Raw genomic sequence first — 22484 nt, 5'->3', positions numbered from 1 at the left:
CCGGTCCGTGTACAGCTTCGTGGTTAACTGCCCGCCGCAGCCGCCGAGCAGAGTCCCGCACCAGAAAGTGTCGTCCTCGTCGACACGGCGGAATGCATCCAGCTCGATCGCTTCCATCGGCAGCATCAACGGCTCATCCGAGTCCGCCCCGCCGAGCACCGCCGTCTGGATCCGTCGCCTGTCCGTGCGCACAAACTCCCCCGTTCCCTCCTGCCAACACATCGTGTCACCAGCGGAGTTCACCGACCAGGTCGCCTCTCGGCTCGCCGGACGGTTATCGGGCGATGGACGACCGGTCGGCGCTGAAGGTGTGTATCACCTTCTGAGCGCTGGGGTCCGGCGGCAGGGGTGTGGTTCCTCCCGTGCCGCGCGGCGCCTTCGTGGTGTCAGGCGGCGCGCTTCACGTGGCGGACCAGCCACATCAGTAGGGCGTCCAGGTCGGCGGCGGCCGACAGGACCCGGTCGACCGCTTCGGGAGTGTGCAGCCACTCCTCACAGCCGAGGGGACGGGCGGCGATCAGCGAACGGTGGCGCAGCAGGTCTGTACGGGAGTGGTCCGTCGGATAGCCGCGCGGGGGGCGTTTCATCACGTCCCCCGAGATGTCGTAGCCCTTGTTGCGCACGTCCTCGACGATGGCGGACAGTTCGCGGCCGCTCCCCTCGGAGGCCACGGCTATGCGGAACATGTCGACCTGGCCGGGATCGGGGTACCACCAGGCGCCCTGGATGCGCAGGCCGTCCAGGTCGAACCGGAGACCGATCTCGATCTTGCGGCCGAGCCGGATCACCGCGCCCTGGTGCTGCCACCACCAGGAGTTGGTGCGGTAGTGCCAGACGGAGAAGTCCTCGTACCGGGGGTCGGTGTCCGCGACCTCGTTGAGCAGGGCGATCATCGGCTGCCGGACCAGGCGTTCGCGGTCCGCGCGGTAGCGCTCGCGGGTCGCGTGGGTCGGTTCGCCTTGGAGCTGCCACAACACGTCCATGGCCTGTTCCGGCCAGCCGGTGAACTGTCCGCGCATGCGCGGATGATAGCTCGCGCGTGATCCGCGTGCGGGGAGAGCGTCGACCTTCTTACCCGCATCGAAGCCGGTGTGGCGGCGGGGACAGTGTCAGCAGTGCGGATCGACTGCGAGTCGATTGAGTTTCAGGGGTGAACGAAAAGGCTGGGCGGGTGATCAGCAACGTCGCTGCTGACCGCAGGGTCGACCGCCGTACGTGGTCGTCCGGCTTCCGCGGCGGAGAGCGGGGCGGCCTTTCCTTCGCGTCTGCCTGCTGCGCTGCGCGGCGGAGCCGGTTTTCCAGGAGCGCGCCCCGCGGCGCTGCGGGGACCGGAACGCCACCCTGGCGGGAAGGGGGGCGACCTGCTCAACGGACGTGGAATGCCTGTCAGCCTGCCGTCAGGAGACTGCTCGCGCGGGCGGCGAGTTCGTGCGCTGTTGCGTCCCCGGGGAAGCGGCCCAGACGGACCTGCATGTCCTCGGCGGCGTCGCGGACCCGTACGGACTGCACGCCCTCTGCGCAGTCGACGAATTCCGACCAGGCGCTGAGCGCGCCGTCGAAGTCGCCCTGGCGAAAGCGGATCTCGCCGAGGTGTCCGAGCACGCTGGCCCGGGTGCGCCGGCGGTCCAGGCCGTACTCGTCGAGGGCCTGATCGAGCTGTTCGGCAGCGGCGGTCAGGTCGCCCATCCTGGCCAGCGTCATGCCGGACTCGTAGGCCCAACGTCCGATGGTGAAGTGGGATGCCCAGGACTGCCCGGGGGGTGTGCTGGCTGTGCGCTCGATCTGTGTCTGGGAGGCGTTCAGGGCGCGGGGGGCGGTGCGGTGGTCACCGTCGAGTGCGGCGGCGTCGGCGTGCGTCGACTGGTAGTAGGAGACCGCGCGTGGGTCGTCGAGACGTCCGGCGTAGTTCATGGTCATCTCTGCCAGAGCGATGGCCTCGGCGCGGTGCCGGTGGCCCTGGTTGATGGCCTGCACGGTGAGGCCGCGCAGTGCGGTGGCGGCGAGTTCGGGCTCTGCGGCCTCGTCGGCGAGGCGCCAGGCGTGGGCGTAGTAGTGGCGTGCGAGGGTCTGGTGCCGTTTGTCGTCGCTTTCGTCCTGTGCCATCCACCCGATGACGTGGGCGAGCTGGCTGGTGGCGGCGTACAGGTCGCGGCGGTGGCCTCGGTGTATCGGCCGTTCAGCCAGGGGCCGGCGTTCTCGGTCAGGTAGCGCACGGCAAGGTGGCGGACGTGGCCGCCGCCGTACTCGGCGGCGCTGTCGCCGAGGGTCTTGACCATGGTTTTGATCGCCTCGACCTCGCCGCGGCCGACCCGGACAGCCGTTGCAGGGGCTGAGCGGACGCGACGGGTGACGGCGTCCGAGTCGGGCATGCCGAGGAACGACAGGGCGGCGCCGGTTGAGGCGGACAGGAAGTTCCGTCGGTCCACGTCGCTCCTTCCGAGTTCCAGCACTGATGTCACGGTATCCATGGTCGGGGCCGCGTACTCGGCCGGACCGACGCTGTGGGGGTTGGTCCCTAATACGCAGATGACGGCCGGGAACCACAGCGCCCCTGGTCCTCGTTGGCCGGTCAGCAGTTTCCGCGCTCAGACCGTGTCCTACGTGGTGAGGCGTCGTTGGTCTCGGTATGGGGCGGGGTACGTGGAGTTGGATTGTTCCGGACGGGCTGTGGGAGATCGCGAAGCCGCTGATCCCGCCGTCTCGAGTGCGGCCGCAGGGCGGCGGAACGCAGGACACGCCTGATGAGACGCTCTTCGCGGCCATCATCTACGTCCTGGTCAGCGGCTGCGCCTGGCGTCAACTGCCGCCCTGTTTCGGCATATCGAAGTCGACGGCTCACCGCCGGTTCCTGATCTGGTCGAGAGCCGGCGTCTAGGGGCGGCTGCACGAGGCCGTGCTGCACCGCCTTGATGACGCCGGCCTCATCGATGTCACCCGCGTCGTCCTGGACACCGCCCATGTCCGCGCTAAAAAAGGGGCGAACACACAGGTCCGAGCCCCGTGGGCCGCGGCAAGCCGGGTTCCAAGATGCACGTCCTGTCGGACGCGAACGGACTGCCCCTTCTCGTCGGCGTCTCGTCCGGCAACACCCATGACAGCGAAGGGCTGAAGCCCATGGTCGAGGGTCACCAAACGAGACACGACCCCGAGCGCGGCCGCCACTTCAAGCCCCAGCGCCTCCACGCGGACAAAGCCTACGACCGCGCCGACCTGCGGAAATGGTTACGCGGCAAGCGCATCGGAGTGCGGATCCCGCGCAAAGGAATCGAGTTCAGCGAACGGTTGGGCCGCCGCAGGTGGGTGATCGAGCGCACCATGTCCTGGCTGTCCGGCTACCGCAGACTCAGCCCCCGCTACGAACGCGACCCCCGCAACTACCTGGCATTTCTCGGCCTCGCCGCCGCCCTCTGCTGCTACAAACGACTCGTCCGCCTCACCACGTAGGACACTGAGCTATTTCCATCATCGGCCTGAGCTCGCCAGATGCAGGGTCAGGACGGCTTGGACCAGGCTTGTGATGCGGGTGGTCGAGCACCGCAGTTTGCGGAGGAGTCGCCAGGACTTGAGGGTGGCGACGGCCTGCTCGACCAGGGCCCGGATCTTGGCGTGGGACTGGTTGACGGCCCTCTGACCGTCGGAGAGTGTCTCCCAGCGTCCCCAGTACGGAACGCGGACTGTGCCTCCGGCACCTCGGTATCCCTTATCCGCCCAACACGTGATGCCGGCGTCCGTGAGCATGCCGACGATGCCGTGTTCACGGGCGGCCCGGACGTCGTGGACAGCGCCGGGAAGAGCTGGCGATGCCCACAGCAGCCGACCGGACGGATCGGCCATAACCTGCACGTTCATCCCGTGCTTTTTGTGCTTCCCGGAGTAGAAAGGGCGGTCCGCGGCGATCCGGTCGATGGGCAGCAAGGTGCCGTCCGGCAGTACAAGCGCCTTGGTCGATGCCGTACGGGCAGCCTCTTCGAGGGTCGGGGCGAGTGCGGCCAAGAGGTCGACAGCCTCGGCGACGTATCGGTAGGCGGTGGTGGTGCCGATACCGAACCCGGCCGCGAGCTGGGCGTAGGGGTGTGGCCGTTGCGGAGGTGGGCGAGTGTGAGCAGAGCCTGCCGGCCCGGAGTCAGGCGCCTCCACCGACTACCGAGCTCCCGGCGGTGTTTGCGGAGCTTGGTGGACAGGAAGCGCAGGGCAGAGCTGGACACGTCGACGCCCGACGGGGGTGCCGCCTCTGTTCCGCAAGCGCCGACGTGAGCAGCCCGCGCGTGATCAGCGGCATGCCCAGGGTCCGCCCCCGCATCTCCACGCCGAGGCGCCGGGCCAGCACTCCATCGCCATCGCGACGGACGGCGGCTTCTACGGCCGCCCCAGGCTCTGCTGCCGCCCGCTGAGGTGGAGGCCCTACCCGGGCTGGACGACGTTCCCCGGTGGGGCGCCTTTGTGGGTCGCACTGCCGAACTCGACCGTCCTTTCGCAGCCCGGTGCGGTGGTGGTGCAGGCGGTGCACGGGCTCGGCGGCATCGGCAAGAGCGCCCTGGCCGCCCACTGGGCGGTCAGCCGCGCCCGTGCAGCGGGCTGTGCGCCCATCCGTTGGATCACCGCCGACAGCGCCGCCTCCGTCCAGCGGGACCTCGCTGACCTGGCCGGCGCACTGCAACCCGCCTCGGCAGAGGCGCTGCCCGCCGCAGACCTGACCGAGCGCGCCGTGCAGTGGCTGGCCACCACGACGGTTGGCTGCTGGTGCTGGACAACGTCAACGATCGCCGGGACATCGCCCCTCTGCTCGACCGGGCCCACGGCGGCCGCTTCCTGATTACCAGCAGGCTCGCGACCGTGTGGCACGACACCGCCACCGTGGTCCGCCTGGAGTCCTGGAGGAGAATGCGTCACTGGCGCTGCTCACCCGTGTCGCCACGGCTGGTGCCGGCCCGCGCGACATGGACGGCGCCGCCGAACTGTGCGCCGAGCTCGGCCACCTGCCCCTTGCCGTCGAGCAGGCTGCCGCCTATCTCGCACAAGCCCCACTGTTGACGCCCCGTGACTATCTCGCTCTACTGGCCCGGTACCCGGCCGACCTCTTCGGGGCCGGCGGCGTCCCCGGCGCCAACAGCGAACGCACTGTCGCCCGCGCCTGGAATCTGACCCTGGACCGGATCCGGCAAACGCAGCCCCTGGCCACCGACCTGCTGCGTCTACTGGCCTGGTACGCCCCCGACCGCATCCCCGTCGGCCTCCTCGGCGGTGTGCCAGGCACCCCAGAGGTCACCGGCGCCCTCGGCTTGCTCACCGCCTACAGCATGGTGACTGCTGACCCCGGCACCGGCACCTTCGCCGTACACCGGCTCGTGCAGGCCCTGACCCGCACCGCCGATCCCCGCGACCCTCACCGCACCCCGGACCTCGTCGAACGGGCCCGCCGGGCCGCGGCCGCCCACCTGCAGGCGGGCGCTGCCCGCCACGTCGCTGGACCCCGCCACCTGGCCCGCCTGGCGGGCTCTGACGGCGCACATCGACGCCTTCATCGACCACTCGCGCCCCGAGACTGACACCTTCGAGACATCGGAAGGGTGCTCAACGAGGCCGGCCTCTTTCTCACCCGCCAGGGTGACATCAGCCGCGCGATCACCTATTACGAACGCGCCCTCACCTACAACGCACGGGAGCTGGGCGAGACCGATCCCGAAACCCTCGCCGTGCGCAACAACCTTGCACGGGCGTACGAGTACAAAGGTGACGCGGCCCGTTCCCTCTCTCTCCTAGAGGACACCCTCAGGGACCGAGAGCGGGTTCTGGGCCCAGACCGATCAGCCCTCTACATAGCCGAGCGCGGTGTCGGGACGGCAGTGCGAGCACGCGGCCACTCCCTCGGAGAGCGCCCGTCGGGCACCTTCCTGGGATATACCCACCGATCTCTTGGCCGCGTTCTAGCAGTTCCCGACGTGGACGCAGACCGGCGGCGACTGCCCGCTGAAGCCGTGTTCGAGCAGCGACTCCGGAGCAGGCGCTCCTCTTCGGCGATCCAGCGCCGGGTTCGCTCTAGGTCCCGCAACTGCACCCGCTCCAGGAAACGGAGCTGCGCGATACGCGAAGGAACTGAATCGATCATATGTTCGGTTCTAGGAGATGGCCGACGGTGCCCCCTCCTGTGATGTTCAGCGATAGTTGGCCATGCGCAGCGATACTTGGCCACGTGTGTCCTGCGCTGTCGGAGGCTGTTGCTTGCGAAAGATCAGCCTGGCGTTTCGCCTGCCGATAGAGTTGGGCCCGGCCGTGACTGGCGCGGGTGGACAACCACCGGGGAGCGGCCGTGTCTGTTCCGATGTGAGCGTCGACCGCCTGGGCGTCTCCGTCAGCGATGTCCCGCTGAGGAGGCCATGACGTGAAGCTGCGCTACGGAATCAACCCGCAACAGGAAGCTGCGCACGCGGCACCGGTGACGCCGGGCAGGTGGCCGGTCCGGCTGCTGCACGGAGAGCCGTCGTTCATCAACATGCTGGACGCGCTGAACGGATGGCAACTCGTACGCGAGGCTGGCCAGGCCCTGGGCAGGCCGGCAGCCGCTTCCTTCAAGCATGTCTCGCCTGCGGGTGCGGCCGTCTCCGGGGCCATTGATGAGGTCACCGCGGAGCTCTACGGCGTCGCTGGTCACGAGGTCGGCGCGCTGGCCAGTGCCTACTTGCGGGCCCGGGATGCCGATCCGAAATCCTCGTACGGCGACTTTGCCGCTGTCTCGCATCCGGTCGATGACGAGCTCGCCGAGCTGCTGGCCGACATGATCTGCGACGGCATCGTTGCTCCCGGGTATGCGCCGGGCACCGTCGAGCGGCTCAGCAAGAAGAAGAACGGTCGTTTCCTGATCATGGAGGCGGACGACGGTTTCGTGTCTCCGCGCGAGGAAGCGCGGGAGGTCTTCGGCCTGCGTTTGGCCCAACAGCATGACGAGGTGGAGCTGTCTGCCTCCCTCCTGCGCGTCGCAGACGACGTGCTCTCTGAGACGGCCGTGGCGGACCTGCTGCTGGGCCTGGCAGTCCTGCGCTACACCCAGTCCAATTCCGTGTGCTACCTGCGCGGCGGCATGACGCTGGGAATCGGTGCCGGTCAGCAGTCCCGGGTCGACTGCACCCGTCTGGCCGGTGCCAAGGCCGACACCTGGTGGCTCCGGTGCCACCCCAGCGTCCGCGCGCTTTCCTTCCGCCCCAGTATCCGGCGCCAGGACCGGATCAACTGGCAGATCCGCTTCATCGAAGGCGACCTCACGTCGGAGGAGACCCGGCGCCTGGCGGAGGCACTCTCTACACCGGCCGGGGAACTTCCCGCGGACGAACGCGCTCAATGGATTCAACGCCTTGATCGGGTGGCTTTCGCCTCCGATGGCGCCCTGCCGTTTCGCGACAACGTCGATCACGCCCACCGCCACGGCGTTGAGTACATCGCGGAGCCAGGGGGATCCATCCGATCCGCCGAGGTTGAGGAAGCCTGCCGCGAGCACGGGATCACGCTGGCACGCAACGGGCTGAGGCTGTTCCATCACTGACGGCCTTCTTCCGACCGCGAGGCATGCTCCCCGGGCCGGGCGGCGGCTGTCCCAACCGAGCGGCCCGGTGGCGAGATACGAAGACTTTGTCCACGCCGAACGGTCAGTTGGCGGCAAGAATCGACGGCCACGGGACAACTTCGGCACATTTGGCGATCGTGCCAGCGCGCGAAGTGAGCATGTTGACGGAGTCTGTTCCAATGCACCTGCGGTGATGCTGTCCTGGTGAGGTGGATACGCAGGCCAGGGTGCGATCGGATACCTGCGGACTGGATCAGCTGATCGCTCCGTACGTGATCGCCGACGAGGTCCGGGACCAACTGGTACGGGGCGAGGGCTGGCTGCGGCGGTGGATGACGGCCTGGCGATTCGCGGGCGATGAGGTTGTCTGGCCGGTCTGCGACCTGGTGGCAGTGCCGGTGTTCGGGTCCGAGCCGGTGCGCCGGTTCACCTGGCGGGCTCGTCAGCGGCACCGGCCGGGACTGCAGTTCATGGTCTCCACGGGGCGCCATCACGGGTTTGAGTCGCTGGAGGAACAGCGGCTGCTGCTGGCACTGGACTTTCTGCGGGTGGCCGAGGTGCTGCCACAGCCGTTCCGGCTGGAGTTCGAGCACGCTGGTGGCCGCGCTGCGCACACGCCGGACTTCCTGGTGATCTGGCCGGGCGGCGGCCGGTGGCTGTTCGATGTCCGCCCGCTTCGCTTGATCGGCCTGGACGACGCGCTCAAGTTCGCCGCGGCTGGGGAAGCGGCTGCGGCTTGCGGCTGGCGCTACGCGGTGGTGTCGGGGTGGCGTCCGCATGTGTTCGCGGGGCTGGATGCATTGTCGGCCCAGCGCCGGCCGCTGGAGGATCTCCTCGAAGTGCAGGAGCCGCTGCTGCAGGCTGTGGTCGGACAGCCTTTGGCCTTAGGCGAGTTGGCCGCAGCAATGGACTGGCCGGTGGTGGCCCGCGCCCATCTCCTGCATCTGCTCTGGCACCGGCGCCTCGCCGTGGATCTGGGCAAGCCTCTGGGCGACGGCTCGCTGGTCTGGGCCGGCGGCAAGGGCCGGGAGGGGTGAGATGCGAGGGGAGCTGCTGGACCTGGCGGCGGGCGGCGCAGTGCGTCTCAACGGGGTCGAGTGGACCATCGACGCGGTGGAACCGCAGTTGGGACGGATCGTTCTGCGCGACGGCGCGGGAGAGCGCCAGCGACGGCCGATCCGGTGGCTGATGCACCACCCGGACTGCCGTCCTTTGCGGGTGTCTCCGATATCCGAAGGACGCCCGCACCCGCCGGCGGGGACGGCGGATCTGACCGAATCGCAGCTAGAGCGGGCCCGGTTGCGGGCGGCGCACATGCTGGAGGCGGAGACCGGTTACCGGGGCGGTCACGCATCACGGGCTCTGCCGGGTGAGCCGCGACCGGCCTACGATCCGGAGCGGACGACGCTGGCCCAGCGGCGCCGGGCGAAGGCCGCCGAACTGAAGGCGCTCGGCCCGGAAGAGGCCGCCATGCTGGGACTGGACCGGATGAGCGAGCGCACCCTGCGGCGGCTGGCCACGGCCAGCTCCCACGACATCGTGGCTGGCTGCGCGGACGGCCGCTGGATGCGGCGGGGCGGCGGACACCCGAGCATCACCGAGGAGATCCGGGAAGCGATCTTCGCGGTGAGAAGGGAGAGTCTCCAGCGGTCGCGGATCAGCATGCGCGCCAAGCATCGCCTGCTCCATCAGTACATGCGCGAGAAGTTCCCCGGCTTTCCGCCCGAGAAGGTGCCATGCTGCAACACCCTGCGGACGGTCTGGAAGGAGTGGTTCGGGCCGGACGGCGCCCGGCAGCGTTACGTCCGTTCCGCGGACGCCGCCCGGGACGCCTCGCAGCGGGTGGTCGTGCACCGGCCGGGCCAGGTGGTTGCCCTGGACACCACGCCGCTGCCGGTGAAGGTCCGCGAGTCGGTGTTCGGCGATCCGGTCTCGGTGATGCTCACGCTGGCCCTGGACCTGTTCACCCACTCGATCGTGGCGTTTCGGCTGACGCTGGTGTCGGACACGTCGGTGGACATCGCGATGCTGCTGCGGGACGTAATGCTGCCGCTGCCGATGCGCGAGGACTGGGGCGAGGACATGGAGTGGCCATACCCGGGCGTCCCGGCCACGGTGGTTGCCCAGTTCGCCGGACACCGGGTTGCGGCTCTGCCGTTCTTCGCCCCGGAGACGGTGACCACCGATCACGGCAGCCCCTACAAGAACCACCACGTGGTGGAAGCGGAACGGACGCTGGGCTGCAACATCCTTCCCGCCCGCACACTTCGGCCCACGGACAAATTCGCCGTCGAGCGGGCCTTCTCCGCGATCAACAGTCTGCTGCTGGAGCACCTGCTGGGCTTCACCGGGGCGGACGTCGCCGACCGCGGCTCCGACCCGGAAGCCGACGCGGTGTTGTCGATGTCCCGGATGGAGCACCTGATCGCGACCTGGGTGGTGAAGATATGGCAGAACCGGATCCTGGGCGAGTACGCCCCGGCCTGGGGACCCGGCGAGGATCACAGCCCCAACTCGCTGTTCGCCGCGGCGATGCAGCAAGGCGGTTTCGCCCTGCAGATCCCCAGGCCGGAGCTCTACTACCGCCTTCTGAAGGCCCACTACGTCAAGATCCACCCTCGGCGCGGGGTGAAGATCGGCGGACTTTGGTATCACGCCGTCGTCCTGGACGACCCGCGTTTCCACCTGCCCTCCACCCGGGGCGGCCGGCACAAGGGCAAGTGGCTCATCCGTTCGGATCGCCGTGACCGGCGCACCGTGTTCTTCCAGGACGACGCCGAGCCCGACCGCTGGCACGTGCTGAGCTGGACCGGGCTACCTCGCGCGACCGAGATCCCGGCATTCTCCGACCGCGCCGCCGAGACGCTGCTCGCCGAAGCCCGCAGACGGGGCCTTGCTCCCCGCTCCGATGCCGAACTCCTCCCGGTCCTGCTGGAGTTGCTCGGCTCCGCCATCCCGGTCGCCCAGTGGCCGACCCAGATGACCAAGCGTGAACGCAGCAGACGGTCCCGGCAGCACGCGCAGGCCGAGGCGGTCGCGGTCGACCGGGCGCCGGCCACGGCTTCCGGCCGGGGCGGTGACGCGGAGGTGCTGGCCTGGCCCGACCAGGCTCGCACCATTCAGGACAGCGTCGATGCTGATCGGCGCCGCAGACGCGAGGCCGCGACTGCGGGGCGGCGGCCCACCCGTCCGCCACGACTCGGCGAGACGCTACGGCGCCGGACGCTGTTCCTGCTGCCGCCGGACGAGGACGAACCCGAAGCCGTCGCCCGACGCGAGGAGCACAGGTGAGTCACGCCATCCCGGAAAGTGATCTCGCTGAGGCGCTGCTGCGGCAGGCTCCGCGCCGTGACACCTACACGGGCTGGCAGGACTGGCGCACGAACCGCCGCTCGTTCGTTCCCGCGCCGAGGCTGTCCCTCGCCGAGTGGAAGGCGCTCAGCCCGCGCGAACGGTCGCTTTATGACTTACACCGGACCGCGACCCACGTCCACCTGCCGTTGCAGGAAACGCCCATGTCATTGAAGGTGTCGCGGCTGGTCAACCGCCGCTTGCGCAACAACGCGCTCAAGACACGGCCATCCACCCGGGCCGGGGTGATGGTGACAGGCTGGGGCTATCAGGGCAAGACGGAGACGGTCTGCGAGGTCGCCGCCGCCTTCGAGGACGCCTGGCTGGCCCTGCATGATCACCTCAACCCGAACACCGTGGACGGCGCCCGGGACCTGCACGCTCCCGTCGCCTACGTCCAAACACCCGTCACCGCCAAGCCGAAGGGTGCCTGCCAGGCGATCCTCAACTTCTTCGGCGCCGAGAACCGGCGGCTGACCCTGCCCCAGCTGATCCGCCAAGTCGCCGACTCACTGGACGACCACGGCACCCAGGCGCTGATCCTGGACGACATCACCCGCCTGCGCATGCATCGGGCCGACGACCAGGACACCCTGGACCTGATCCGCGCCCTGATGAGCATGAACGTCACGCTGGTCCTGGTTGGCGTCGACATCCTCGGCTCGGGACTCCTACGGCAAGGACACTGGGATGCCACGACTCGCCAGTGGGTGATGCCACCGTCCACGCACACGCGCGTCCACGGGCTGGAGGCCACGCAGACCGAACGCCGCTTCGACGTGGTCGAACTCGACCGCTTCCGCTACACCACCCCCGACCAGATCGCCGCCTTCCACGACCACCTCGCCGGCCTGGAGGACAGCCTGCGGCTGCTGAAGGCAGAGCCGGGCCTGCTCACGGCCGGCACCATGCCCGAGTACCTCATGCGCCGCACCGATGGCGTCGTCGGTCTTCTCGAACGCCTCATCGAGGACGGCTGCCAAGAAGCCATGGACAGCGGCAAGGAGACCCTCGACGAGGACCTGCTCGACGAGATCATCCTCAGTCTCGACGACCCCGACCGCGACCCACAAGCCGGGGAGGTCCCCTCCATCCCCGGATCCTCCATGCCGAGGACGCCGGGCAAAGCCGCCCGGAACACCGTCCTCGACGACTGCGGCCCCGCCGCCGCGGACCGGTGACCAGCCGTGTCACGACTCCCTGAACCGCTGCCGCGGGCCCTGGCCCCGCTGCCCGGGGAAGGACTGCCCGGGCTCACCCTGAGGCTGTCCCACCGCCTGGATCTGTCGCCCACCATGCTGTTCGCACGAACCGGCCTCCAGACGTCCAAAGGCTCCTACACCTCGGGCCGGCTCCTTCTTGCCCTGGGCGACCGCCTCACGGCGTTCGCCCAGGCCACCCAGCTCACTCCCGTCGAAGCCGCACGTCTCACCCTTGCACCCGACAGCGAGCGATACCCACCGATCTCCATGTCCCTGCACCCGCGACCCAACCGGTTCTTCCCCTACGACCTTTGGGTGTTCACCGCCTTCACGCGGTACTGCCCGCGCTGCCTCCTCGGAGACGGCTCAGTGATTCAGCAACGGCACGGCGGCCCCTGGAAAATCCGATGGCGCCTGCCGGTGATCTTCATCTGCCAGGACCATCAGACTTTCCTCCGGGATGGCTGCCCACGCTGCCAACGATCAGCCCACGCTTTCGACCAGGCCGGCAGCCGGCTCCTGCCGCTGTCTCCCCACGGCGGTCTGCACCCGGCCCAGTGCCGCAACCGGGAAACAGGGCTCACCCCGACCCGCCAGTTCTGCGGAGCCCGCCTCGATTCCATGGCCGCGCAGCCCCCTCAGCCCGAGATCACCCCCTCGCTCTGGCGTCTGCAGAACCGGATCACCGACTTACTCAACGAAGCCACCGACCCACTCGAAGCCAGCCGCTACTTCACCGGGCTACGCGTCATGTCGGCCATCCTCCAGGCCACCTGGCCGCAGGGCAGGCACTTCACACCCACTGGACTGTCGGACGCACTCGATGAGCACGTCGATCAGCTGAAACGACGAGCCGGCGAGAGAAAAGACCACGCGGAAAGACTGAGGTGGGACGCCCCACCTCGCTCTGCCGTCGCCACCGCCATCCTCCTGGACGGAGCCGCCACGCTGCTCGCCCTGGAACGACCAGCGCTCCGGGAGGCCCTGCGCACCATGCTGCCCTCGGCACCAGCGAAGTCGTCCAAGCAGTGGGGACGCACCTGGCTCCACCTCAAGAAGCACGCCTCCACGCAGCTCCGCGATGACGTCGAGGCCGCAGTGGCCAACTATCTCTGAGCAAAATGGCCAACCGTCTTTGAGCACAACCCGGTCACCAGCGGTCTTGCCACCGCCTCTGGCCAACTATCGCTGGAGGTCACACCTCCGGGGCCTCGCTGTTCCGTGACATCGGAGCTTGAGCGCGTGCCATCGAACCCTGAGCGTGGCGACGAGCGGCGTTATCTAAGGGGTCGCTTCTGTGCAGCTCAGAGGCATGATCGACGGTGCAGGCAAGTAGGGCACGTGAACGGTTCCGTCGAACGTTGCACAGGGCCACGCTTGGCCGGGGCAGGGCTGTCAGCGTTTGACGCGGTTGCGGATGGCGAGGACGGCCAGGCCCAACAGCACGGGTTCGGTGAAGCGTGAGGTCATCTCGATGTAGGTGCCGGCGGTCGTCAGGTCCTGGCCGAAGGCGCGGAACACCACCGAGTTCAGCGTGACGTTCACGGCTTTCTCGAAGCGCTTGCCGGTGAACCGGTCGCCGGTGGGGTTCTGGGGATCGTCCTTGTCGATCTCGAAAGTGACCTTGCCCCCGCCGGCCGGGACGGTGCCGGTCGCGGTCTGCTTCGGGGTGTCCTGGGCGAGGCCGAAGGCCATCAGCAGGACGATGGTGAAGAGCATGGCGACGCCGAGCCAGGCCAGGGCCCGGGAGGCGTGCAGGCCGTAGCCGGACAGCGCCCAGTAGGCGGTCAGTAGCCCCCTTTCGCTGCGGGGGATGTCGTCGGCGTGGCGGCGCATCTCCATCTCGCCGTAGTAGAAGTCCGCCGCCCCTGGCTCGTGCTTTCCGTCCTCGAAGGCCTTGCGCAGCGCCCGGTATACCGGAGCCAGTTGCAGCGGCCCAGCCCGCCCGGTGCCGAGGACCCAGCCCTGCACTGCCCCCGGCTGGCTGGCGCGCCAGTGGTGTTCCTCGGCCAGGACGCGGCGCCCCACCCTCGCCGTCGGCTACGGCTCAGACGTCCGGCGTCCTGCACGTGGGGTCGGGGTGCTACGTCCGGGGGAGCGTGGCATCGCTTCGGCGAACTCGGGCGGTGGTGCGCTTGTAGAGGCGAGCGCCGAGGGTGCGCCACAGGAGGCGGGCGGGGACGGGCATCTGCGAGAGGAACAGCTGGCGTTCCTGTGCGGTCGCGTCTTCGAGGATCGCGCCCAGGAAGATCAGGAGCTTGGCCTTGGGGACGCTGCGGCGTCCGCGTTCACCGACCTCGGTCCACTCACGGGGCGTGATGTGGTCGGCCATCAGGGGCAGGAGGTGCTCTTCTTCGTCGTCCATGTGGGCCGCGGCGTGCCGGTCGAGTGTGCGCAGCGCTTCGGCAAGGAGCAGGGCGGTGTCGCGGTCGGCCTGGGCGCGCCAGCGGTGCGACAGTTCGGTGGCCGCGGCGAGCGCGTCGGCGATGGCCTCGTGCTGGCCGGCCATCCGTGAGACGACGCTGTCGCCGGGGGCGGCGCGCTCGCGCAGCTTGGGCCACAGCAAATCGTCCTCGCCCTCGTGGTGCTCGCCCAGGGCGCCGAGGACCAGGTCGAGGTGGTCGGCGAGTACGGCGGTGCGTCGCCGGTCGCCCGGGGCGGCGGCTTCGATCAGGTCGGCCAGGAGCGGGATCTCGCGGCGGAAGACGCGGTGCAGGACGACCATCTCCTGCGGGTCCAGGCGCTCGTTGGCGGTGAACGGACCGGCGGTGGTAGGCATCGGGGGGTCCACTTCTGTGAGGGAACGGTGATCATTCCGGAGAACCCGCAGCCTAAGGGTTGTCCCGTAACGAGGCCCGGGGGCTCAGGCATACTGGCGCTCGTTGTCGCTGGGGGCCGGACCTAAAAGGGAGCCTGAGTGCCTGAGCTGCGGTGTTAAAGCGGTTCGTTGGGTGCATGACGAGCCGTTTCCCGGCATCATCGAGGTTCAGTTCGTTGACGCTCCGGGCCGACGTTGGTCTTTGATCGACAAGAGCTCGATCTTCGCGCGGTTCGCTGAGCTGACCCCCGAGTCGGTCTACCCAGTGAAGGTCACGGTTGCCTGCGAGGTCCAGGGCGACATCGAGGCGACGGCCGGCGACGGAGTCGTGACTATCTCCACTTCACCGGATGGGGTCACGACGCCGGATGGACGGGACACCTTCGCTGTGAACCCGAGCCAGCTCATCTTGTGAGCGCGAGATTGTGAAGTCGGGCGATGCCGAGCATGGCCTGGTGAACGCCGGTGCCTTTGAGCCGGCAGTCGCGCAGGATCTTCCAATTATTCAGCCGGGACAGGGCGTGTTCGACCCGGGCCCGTGCCCGGCGGTGGACGGCGTTCTCCGCCTCCTGCTGCGGGCTGAGATGCGTCTGACCACGTTGTTTGCGGTGCGGGATGAGCAGGCCGGTGCCCTGGTAGCCGCCGTCGGCGATGACCGGGGCGCCTCGGCAGGCCCGGTCGACACCGGACTCCGCAAAGGCCCGGCAGTCGCTGCGACTGCCGGGCAGTGGGGTCCCGATCGCCACGACCAAATGGCTGTTGGCGTCGATGACGACCTGCAGGTTGGTCGAGTACCTGTAGTTCTTGCTGGAAGCGGCGATGCTGCGGTCGCGGGTGGGCACCAGGGTGCCGTCGACGATATAGATGGTGTCCTTGCGCGGTCGACGGGCCGGCGAGATGGCCAGCAGGGGCGCGAGGTGATCGAGAATGCGGTCCGCCGCGGACTTCGAGACTCCGAACAGCGGCGCCACCTGCCGCAATGTGAGGTTCGTGCGCCAGTACGTGGCCACCAGCAGCACCCGGTCCTTGAGCGGCAGTCGCCAGGGGCGGCCGCGCTGAACGTCGCCGCCACGGCGCCGTACCAACGCCACCAGCCTGGCGAACTGCACCTCGGACAGCCCGGAGAACGGCTCGATCCACTTCGGATCATCCGTTGAGATCACCCCACCGATGCCCAGGCAACGCAGCAACCGCCACACGGGTTACCGGACAACCTCTAGCCAAGTCCCGGGCCTTAAAGACGCCGTCACCTGCCCTTTCGGTGGCAGTCAGACGCTGCCGGGATCAGCTTCTCCCCTGCGGCGAGCGTCGAACGGCCTGATCTTGCCGAGGGCGATGTCTACGCGAGTCTCTTCCATCCACAGATCGAGAGTGCGCTGGGAGCCTACAGTTATCGGGTGTGCCGGGCCGAGCACCCACAGCATGTCGCGCACGGCGTCGGTCATCTCGTCCAAAGCCGCATACCTGCCGTCCATGTTGTTGGCATCACTCGCCGTGATGTAACGCAGCTCGATCAGTGCCCTACGGGCACGCAACGTGAGCGTGTCACCTGCGCCCAACGTTTCGCTGCTCACGCTGACGACATCTTCGTACAGGGCCAGGGCCCTGTTGGTGTCACCATCCTGGTCAAGCCACTTTGCCATCAGGCCGCGGGCCGCCAACGTCTCCGGGTGGCCCGGCCCCATGGCCCGGAGCATCTCACCGGTCAGTTCCTCTAAAGCCGCGACTCGGCCGGGCAATGCGCCGTAATCGCCCCTCAAGCGCAGGTGCATAGCGCGGACCGTCAGCGTTTCCGGGTGGTCCGGCCCCCACACCTCGATCATGCCCGGCAAGATGTCATCCAACTGGGTTACCGCTAAACCTATACGGCCCTGCCGTGAGAGCTGCGCCGCCCACGCGACACGCAGCCGCACGACGCGCGGATGATCAGTCCCCCATATCCACTGCGCCATAGCCAACCCCAGCGGCACATCGCGGTGCGCCCGTCGGGCCAACACGTTGAGGACCAAGAGCACCCCGAGCAGGTAACCCCACCGCCATACCTCGCCGGCCGGTATGAAAATCGAGCCGACAGCAGCGAGCGCTATGACGACCGCAGGTGGACGCCACGACTTCGATAAATATCTCCAGTCATAATCGCGTCGGCGACAGATGGAAGAAAGCTCTTCCACAACCGTGCGTTGCGTATCGGTCGCGCCGCCTATGCGACCAGTCGACTCCGGAATGGGAGTGATCGAACGTCACGGCGGCTTACCGCCAGACACCGTGCTTGCCTGCGAACATGGCTTTGATCACGCGAGAAAGCCGCGGTATCAGCGCGGCGGTGGCGTTCGGGTTGGCCCAGGAAGGTGCGGATGTGGCATCACCCGCAACCTGACGGCCTGCCGGTCACACGTCCGGGCCCAAACCTCCGATGGGATGTCCGGGGCCCGATGGCCTGTCTACCGCTCGTCAGGACGCACTGTCGATGGTGACGGCGACTTCCAAGTGGCACGGTCCACTCGCCGCCCTGGAGGTTGTCCCGTATATGCCCTAAGGCATGCAGGTTGACCTGCTTGTTTGTCTCTCGTCCGGTGAGGGTGAGGTTGTGCAGGCGGGCGATGCCGGGCATGGCGTGGTGGACTCCGTCGCCTCTGAGGCGGCAGTCGCGGAGGATCTTCCAGCTCTTCATGCGGGCGAAGATGTGGTCGACGCGGGCGTGGACCTTGCGGTGAGAGGAAGGCCTCCGGCCCGAGCCCGGCCGCCAGGACCGCAACCGAGGGTGCGGGCCGGCGGTAACCTGGGTCATCCCGGTCACCCACATCGGCATCATCGCCATGCTGATCCTGACCCGCTGGGGCAGCCAACTCTGGGCCTGAGACACACTGCCACGACGAGGACCTTGACCCGGCCGCTGCGCCGGAACTCCAGAGCGAACGGCACGAGATCGCCCGAACTCCACTTCCCGGCCGGAGCGGCACCGTCAGATCCACCCCCTGTGGCGACATCGCGAGGCTGCCACCCGCCGGTATCGCGACGGAATCGATGCCGGTGCGGTAAGCCCCGTTCCCCTCGTTCATTCGGTGCCGGGCGAGCGAGATGCCACGGGGAACGATCGGGCGAGGTGACGCGTATCAGACTGTCGGCCGAACCGCCCAGGTTGGCGATACGGAAGAACGCCGCCGTCTCGGAGTAGCTCTACAACATGCCCTACAAGTCGCTCCACAACTTGCCGCAGCCGGTCAGCAGCCAGGCCCGTGGTCAAGGGTCTGACCTGCTGGTCAAGGGATGCCGCGCGAGGCTCAGCGCCGGCCGACAACTTCCCTGGGAGACCCCTACGGGCAGCACCGGCCCGGTTCCGCCGGGACCCGGCGCGCTCCGCTCACCCCGGGGCAGCACCGCCGCCAGGACCACGGTCAGGTGCTTACCGAAGTTCACCCCCTCGCACGCGCCCGTCACAGCGCATCGTGGCCCAGCCCGAAGCACACGGCCGACTCGGGGAAGAAGAACTCCGTCCGCACCCGCGATGATCGGGCAATGACCGACCGCCGCCCACTGGGCACCGGACCCGCTGCCCGAGCCGATACTCACCACCACCGTGAACACCCCCGGCCGACGCAGGGGTGGGCGGCCAAGTCGAAATGTGATGGTTCTCCAGACGCTTCTTATGGGTCCCAGAAAGCCGACGAAGCAGGTCGAGGCGCACGCGGAGCTCCGGGACCATAATTCGAACGGTTGCACGATGTCTGGCCCAGCCGCTTTGCCTGACCGATGACTCGTCACTCCCAGCCGTAGTACAGCCGGAGGAACTCCTCCATCGCCGCGTCAACGCCGGCGCGGTCACCGGTAGCGAGCAGGTCGAGCAGCAGACCGCGGACGGTGGCGAGTCCCAGCCTGGCCCGGTTCCGGGCCGCGTCAGGCTCCGCCCCCGCACCGACCTCGGCTGTTACGAGCGGCTCCAGCCAGTCCGTCACCAGCCCTTCGAGGACCGGGGCGGCCTCGGGGCGGCCGCGCAGCGCATGCCCGCAGATTTCGAAGAAGAGCCGCTCCTGACCGGCCAGCCGAGGGTCCGCCAGTTGCCGCCACAGCAGCCGCGCGACATCGGCGGGCGAGAGACCGGGCTCCAGGCGAAGCCGGGAAAGCACATCGCGCTGGCGTCGCTCCGACGTCCGGACGATCTCGACGAGCAACTGTTCCCTGGAACCGAAGTAGTGGATCAGCATGCGGTGACTGACACCGATCGCGGTGCCCAGCCCGCGCAGGCTCAGGTCCGCTATGCCGTGTGCCGCCACGTGGTCGACAGCCGCGTCCAGCAGTTGTGCGCGCCGATCCCCGTGCGCGCCTTGCACGGCCTCGCCCTCGGGGTGCGAGTCATCAATGGTGACCACGTCACGACTGTACCAATCGGTACATGCCGCATGTACCGTGTGGTACATGAAGCCTGTCACCGTGTGGATCGACGTTCCTCAGACTCCCGAACAGGTTTACGGCTTTCTCGACGTCATGGCCCACCACGAGCGGTTCACCGACCACTACCTGACCAACTGGCGCTACAGCGGCCCCGCCCGGGGCATCGGATCGTGCGCCACCGTCACCGCCGCGCTGAGCGGCACGAAGACCGATGTCACTATCAAGGTCATCGAGGCCGATGCGCCGCGGCGCATCGTCGAACACAACGTCAGCGCGGCCGGTCGGCGACTGGCTCACGGCACCTACGCCATCGAACCGCTGCGAACCGGTGGGACCCACATCTCGTTCACGTACACCTGGGTGCACGCCCCTCTCGCCGACCGGCTGCTGGCCCCAGTCGTGCGGACCATGATGCGGCACGCCAACCGCACGGTCATGCGACGCCTTGCCACCGAGTTGGCTCGCCACGTGTCCGCCGCCGAATCCTGACAGCGGTACAAACCCGTTCTCCCCGGCGCAGGCCTGACACCCACCGGGAGCCCTGCCACGGTGGGCCTCGCGCTGCTGACCGCCCTGCTCGCCTCCACCGACGCCGTCGGCATCTGGACCGTGCAGTCCGCCATCTTCCCCCAGAACACCGCCCGCCTCGCCCTGCACCACCGCGCCGGGTTCCGCATCATCGGCACCCGTGAACGCATCGGCCGCCACCACGGCACCTGGCGAGACGTCGGGTCGGGGAAGATAACTCTGTCCGCAGCCGAGACGCTCGGGCAATGACCGGCCGCCGCCCCCCTGGGCACCGGACCCGTCCACGCCGATGCCTCCCGCGCCCGAGACACCGACCCGGCACCGGCACCGCGCGCCCAGCTCACCGCCGACCGCCTGCCCGCCGTCCAGACCGCCACCGAGCGGAAGCCTGCGCAACCGCTCGCCGGGCGACGCGTGCTCGGGGCCGGCCCCGCCGCGCCCGGGCTGTACTCGCTGGCCTCCACCTCCGCGCCTCCATGCTCTGGATCAAGGACCTCACGCGGAGCATGTGACCACGACTCACTACGGCGTGCGCTGCGGTGTGTGCTGGATGATCTGGCGTGCTGCGCGGGTGAGGGCGGCGTTGCCTGAGGCGGGGGTGCCGTCGGGGAGATGGAGCACGTCTTCCAAGCCGATACGGGCATCCAGGTGGCGGGAGGCTGCAAGTCGCAGGACGGGCCACGCGGTGGCGTCTTCGCCGTGCAAGAGAATGGGGACGGCAACCGATTTGAGTTCATTCAGCAGGCCAGTTGCGGCGTGGAGCGCGTCCCGAGGGGTGGCCTCGGTGATCTCGGCCAAGACGCGCAGGACTCGGCGAGATCCGGGCCAGTCCAGAAACCGTCGTGCCGCGGGGGTACCCGAGTAGATGCCGGCTTCGATGCCGATCCCCCGGTCCAGCAAGGCCGCGGCAACATCGGCGGCGCCGTCCTCGTGCCAGTTCACGGAGGCGTGGTCAGGCAGCACGGTCCAGGACCGGACGTGCGCGGCACGGACGTAAGGGTCTGCCGTGGCCCATGCGCCGGTGGTGACCCCAACCGGGATGCCTGGGACAGCAGCCCGCACCGCGCTCACAGCGGCGGCGACGGCGGTGGCTTCCAACGTGTCCTGACCCGCGCGGTCCTTGGGGTGCAGGTGCACGTCCTCGGCGCCGGCGCCGACAGCCTCACGGGCCGCCACTGCCAGCTCGTCGGGGGTCACCGGCAAACGGGAACACTCGGCACGGCTTCGAGCACCGTTGAGGCACACCTGCAGCATGGCGCCATCTTCGCAGGTCGCACCCGGCTCTCTCCGGCAGGCGACCGAACTCGGGGCGGGTCGACTCCCCGCGATCAGGGCCCCATACAGGCCCTGGCGCCGATCATCGGTTCGCCCAGTACCTGAAGGAGGCCCAGGACCTGAAGAAGAACGACTTCGGCACGAGTATCCGCGCACCGGCGCAGGAGACGGGCGCTCCTGCACAGGTGTGCACCGCCTGCTTGCCGATGCCGGGGTCACCTTCCGCTCCCGGGGGGGCGGAGACCCGCGCATCGCCGAGTCCTGACCGCGGAGCCGGGCGTACGGTGAGGGCATGGCGAGGTGGGAGCCGACCTACTTCGAGGCGGAGGACATCGCGGTCCGGCGCCTGATCTCCGCGCACCCCGAGGAGTACAAACGGCTCCTGAGTGAAGCGAAGGCCGAGCTGCCGGCCGACCCCTGTCGACAGTGCGCGTACCTGGGCGCTGCGGCACTGGAGCGGATCTGCTCGGCCACGACAAGCAGGGCCACCAGGTACAGCGAGCCCTGTGCTCCCACCAGATCCGCAGCGTGGCGGCCCTGCTCGCCGCCCTCGACGGCGACCTGGGCCTGTGCTACCTCCACGGCCAAGGGCTGGGGACCGGCGGCCTGGAGCGCGTCCACGGCCGGGGTACGCCAACTGGAGCGTACCGCCCGCGCCGGCGGCCCAGCTCCCCTCACTCTCCAGGAGCTGCGGCCGCGCACTACACGCCCGCGCGGCGGTGCCTGCCCGTAGCACTGGCACACTTAGGATCCCTGCACGTGGCACACACCTTCGAAGAACTGGTGCAGATGCAGCGCACCGCCGACCAAGCACACGCAACCGTCCGCGCCCTACATGACCAGGACGATGCGCCCGCCTTCGAGGCCGCATGGCAGGCCTGGCGGAACCTCGCCGAGGGTCCAGGCCGCGGTGACCGAGCACGCGCAGGAGCAGGGCAAGAGGCGCGGCGGTGTGGAGCTTGAGGGCTCCGGCCCAGGGTCCAGCGCTGGTCCTGCCAGCTGTGCGCGGTCGGCCCTTTGGCCAGCTCCGCCTCCAGTTGCGCGAACTGCTTCTCGCTCAGCCTCGGCAACGACGCCGGCCCCTGCGACCGCAGAGCACGCGGCCCATCCTTCTCCCACCCCTGCCGCCATCGCTGCACGGAGCGGACGCTGACCCGCAGGTCCTTGGCGATCACCGAACTCGCCTCGCCCCGGGCGAACCTCTCGGCCGCCTTGAGCCGTAACCCCTCGCGGAACTGCTGCCGTTCGGCAGTTGTCGGCGTACACGTGAACGTCCCCACCCGCGTACGGATGAACGCGGCCAGTTCCTGATGCGCTGACGGGTGCTGCTCGGCACTCTGCTGCTTGGTCGGTGTAAGTGGCGGAG

At 68.7% G+C, this 22484-nt stretch carries 19 protein-coding genes, 6 pseudogenes and 1 riboswitch; of the genes and pseudogenes, 13 read left to right on the top strand and 12 right to left on the bottom strand.

The window, feature by feature from the left end:
• Nucleotides 1–386: 386 nt before the first annotated feature.
• Together ACIOC0_RS17985 and ACIOC0_RS17980 are read right to left on the bottom strand one after the other, a co-directional pair.
• Entirely contained in the window at nt 387–1019 is a 633-nt protein-coding gene (locus ACIOC0_RS17985; RefSeq protein ID WP_402155915.1) for a DUF2461 family protein, read from the bottom strand.
• Between the two features lie 367 nt (nt 1020–1386).
• Nucleotides 1387–2103 carry a hypothetical protein gene (locus ACIOC0_RS17980; protein WP_402155914.1) on the bottom strand — a complete coding sequence of 239 codons (717 nt, stop codon included), beginning with the start codon at nt 2101–2103 and terminating at the stop codon, nt 1387–1389.
• Nucleotides 2104–2626: 523 nt separating this feature from the next.
• Between ACIOC0_RS17980 and ACIOC0_RS17975 the strand changes: the two are divergent.
• A pseudogene (locus tag ACIOC0_RS17975) lies at nt 2627–3444 on the top strand (IS5 family transposase).
• An 18-nt stretch (nt 3445–3462) separates the two neighbouring features.
• Here the strand turns inward: ACIOC0_RS17975 and ACIOC0_RS17970 are convergent.
• Nucleotides 3463–4205, bottom strand: a pseudogene (locus ACIOC0_RS17970) (IS5 family transposase).
• 17 nt (nt 4206–4222) lie between these two features.
• Here ACIOC0_RS17970 and ACIOC0_RS17965 point away from each other — a divergent pair.
• From ACIOC0_RS17965 to ACIOC0_RS17955, 3 genes and pseudogenes are all read left to right on the top strand, one after another.
• The gene (locus ACIOC0_RS17965) at nt 4223–4813 is read left to right on the top strand and encodes a hypothetical protein (protein ID WP_402155913.1); all 591 of its coding nucleotides are present in this window, start codon (nt 4223–4225) and stop codon (nt 4811–4813) included.
• Nucleotides 4814–4835: 22 nt separating this feature from the next.
• On the top strand, nt 4836–5546 hold the full coding sequence (locus ACIOC0_RS17960; RefSeq protein ID WP_402155912.1) for a hypothetical protein: 711 nt from the start codon (nt 4836–4838) through the stop codon (nt 5544–5546).
• Between the two features lie 21 nt (nt 5547–5567).
• A pseudogene (locus ACIOC0_RS17955) lies at nt 5568–5789 on the top strand (tetratricopeptide repeat protein); the annotation flags it as partial.
• Nucleotides 5790–5804: 15 nt separating this feature from the next.
• Here the strand turns inward: ACIOC0_RS17955 and ACIOC0_RS17950 are convergent.
• The gene (locus ACIOC0_RS17950) at nt 5805–5906 is read right to left on the bottom strand and encodes a DUF6233 domain-containing protein (protein WP_402155971.1); all 102 of its coding nucleotides are present in this window, start codon (nt 5904–5906) and stop codon (nt 5805–5807) included.
• Nucleotides 5907–6260: 354 nt separating this feature from the next.
• Nucleotides 6261–6349, top strand: a riboswitch (ZMP/ZTP riboswitch).
• A 30-nt stretch (nt 6350–6379) separates the two neighbouring features.
• Between ACIOC0_RS17950 and ACIOC0_RS17945 the strand changes: the two genes are divergently transcribed.
• The 5 genes from ACIOC0_RS17945 to ACIOC0_RS17925 all read left to right on the top strand — a co-directional run bounded on the left by ACIOC0_RS17945 (nt 6380) and on the right by ACIOC0_RS17925 (nt 13224).
• Entirely contained in the window at nt 6380–7534 is a 1155-nt protein-coding gene (locus ACIOC0_RS17945; protein ID WP_402155911.1) for a phosphoribosylaminoimidazolecarboxamide formyltransferase, read from the top strand.
• A 230-nt stretch (nt 7535–7764) separates the two neighbouring features.
• Nucleotides 7765–8592 carry a TnsA-like heteromeric transposase endonuclease subunit gene (locus tag ACIOC0_RS17940; RefSeq protein ID WP_402155910.1) on the top strand — a complete coding sequence of 276 codons (828 nt, stop codon included), beginning with the start codon at nt 7765–7767 and terminating at the stop codon, nt 8590–8592.
• 1 nt (nt 8593) lies between these two features.
• Nucleotides 8594–10846: a transposase gene (locus ACIOC0_RS17935; protein WP_402155909.1), complete on the top strand. Its 2253-nt coding sequence runs from the start codon at nt 8594–8596 to the stop codon at nt 10844–10846.
• Nucleotides 10843–12087, top strand: coding sequence for an AAA family ATPase (locus tag ACIOC0_RS17930; RefSeq protein ID WP_402155908.1), 1245 nt, complete (start codon nt 10843–10845; stop codon nt 12085–12087). Before ACIOC0_RS17935 ends, ACIOC0_RS17930 begins: the two co-directional genes overlap by 4 nt.
• A 6-nt stretch (nt 12088–12093) precedes the next feature.
• Nucleotides 12094–13224: a TniQ family protein gene (locus ACIOC0_RS17925; protein ID WP_402155907.1), complete on the top strand. Its 1131-nt coding sequence runs from the start codon at nt 12094–12096 to the stop codon at nt 13222–13224.
• Nucleotides 13225–13503: 279 nt separating this feature from the next.
• Here ACIOC0_RS17925 and ACIOC0_RS17920 read toward each other — a convergent pair.
• Together ACIOC0_RS17920 and ACIOC0_RS17915 are read right to left on the bottom strand one after the other, a co-directional pair.
• A pseudogene (locus tag ACIOC0_RS17920) lies at nt 13504–14130 on the bottom strand (hypothetical protein); the annotation flags it as partial.
• Between the two features lie 61 nt (nt 14131–14191).
• Entirely contained in the window at nt 14192–14887 is a 696-nt protein-coding gene (locus ACIOC0_RS17915) for a hemerythrin domain-containing protein (RefSeq protein ID WP_402155906.1), read from the bottom strand.
• 172 nt (nt 14888–15059) lie between these two features.
• On the opposite strand from ACIOC0_RS17915, the gene ACIOC0_RS17910 reads away from it, so the two are divergent.
• On the top strand, nt 15060–15341 hold the full coding sequence (locus ACIOC0_RS17910) for a hypothetical protein (protein ID WP_402155905.1): 282 nt from the start codon (nt 15060–15062) through the stop codon (nt 15339–15341).
• Here the strand turns inward: ACIOC0_RS17910 and ACIOC0_RS17905 are convergent.
• From ACIOC0_RS17905 to ACIOC0_RS17890, 4 genes and pseudogenes are all read right to left on the bottom strand, one after another.
• Nucleotides 15331–16098: a transposase gene (locus ACIOC0_RS17905; protein ID WP_402155970.1), complete on the bottom strand. Its 768-nt coding sequence runs from the start codon at nt 16096–16098 to the stop codon at nt 15331–15333. The two genes, ACIOC0_RS17910 and ACIOC0_RS17905, sit on opposite strands and share 11 nt — an antisense overlap.
• Before the next feature lie 96 nt (nt 16099–16194).
• Entirely contained in the window at nt 16195–17097 is a 903-nt protein-coding gene (locus ACIOC0_RS17900; protein WP_402155904.1) for a tetratricopeptide repeat protein, read from the bottom strand.
• A 398-nt stretch (nt 17098–17495) separates the two neighbouring features.
• Nucleotides 17496–17642: pseudogene (locus ACIOC0_RS17895) on the bottom strand (IS5/IS1182 family transposase); the annotation flags it as partial.
• A gap of 1042 nt (nt 17643–18684) precedes the next feature.
• Nucleotides 18685–19293 carry a TetR/AcrR family transcriptional regulator gene (locus tag ACIOC0_RS17890; protein ID WP_402155903.1) on the bottom strand — a complete coding sequence of 203 codons (609 nt, stop codon included), beginning with the start codon at nt 19291–19293 and terminating at the stop codon, nt 18685–18687.
• 46 nt (nt 19294–19339) lie between these two features.
• Here ACIOC0_RS17890 and ACIOC0_RS17885 point away from each other — a divergent pair, with 46 nt between their 5' ends.
• Both ACIOC0_RS17885 and ACIOC0_RS17880 read left to right on the top strand, forming a co-directional pair.
• A complete protein-coding gene (locus ACIOC0_RS17885) occupies nt 19340–19804 on the top strand; it encodes an SRPBCC family protein (RefSeq protein ID WP_402155902.1) in 465 nt (154 codons plus the stop codon).
• A 60-nt stretch (nt 19805–19864) separates the two neighbouring features.
• A pseudogene (locus ACIOC0_RS17880) lies at nt 19865–20092 on the top strand (GNAT family N-acetyltransferase); the annotation flags it as partial.
• Nucleotides 20093–20365: 273 nt separating this feature from the next.
• Here the strand turns inward: ACIOC0_RS17880 and ACIOC0_RS17875 are convergent.
• On the bottom strand, nt 20366–21097 hold the full coding sequence (locus ACIOC0_RS17875) for a 3-keto-5-aminohexanoate cleavage protein (RefSeq protein ID WP_402155901.1): 732 nt from the start codon (nt 21095–21097) through the stop codon (nt 20366–20368).
• A 313-nt stretch (nt 21098–21410) separates the two neighbouring features.
• Here ACIOC0_RS17875 and ACIOC0_RS17870 point away from each other — a divergent pair, with 313 nt between their 5' ends.
• Nucleotides 21411–21851: a hypothetical protein gene (locus ACIOC0_RS17870; RefSeq protein ID WP_402155900.1), complete on the top strand. Its 441-nt coding sequence runs from the start codon at nt 21411–21413 to the stop codon at nt 21849–21851.
• Here ACIOC0_RS17870 and ACIOC0_RS17865 read toward each other — a convergent pair.
• Complete coding sequence (locus ACIOC0_RS17865) at nt 21820–22398, bottom strand: helix-turn-helix domain-containing protein (protein WP_402155899.1); 579 nt, start codon at nt 22396–22398, stop codon at nt 21820–21822. The two genes, ACIOC0_RS17870 and ACIOC0_RS17865, sit on opposite strands and share 32 nt — an antisense overlap.
• Nucleotides 22399–22484: the final 86 nt, after the last annotated feature.

Source organism: Streptomyces sp. NPDC088254 (assembly GCF_044740925.1).
Classification (GTDB): domain Bacteria; phylum Actinomycetota; class Actinomycetes; order Streptomycetales; family Streptomycetaceae; genus Streptomyces.
Note: the sequence above shows the minus strand (reverse complement) of the source record. Positions and strands in the feature narration are given on the sequence as shown.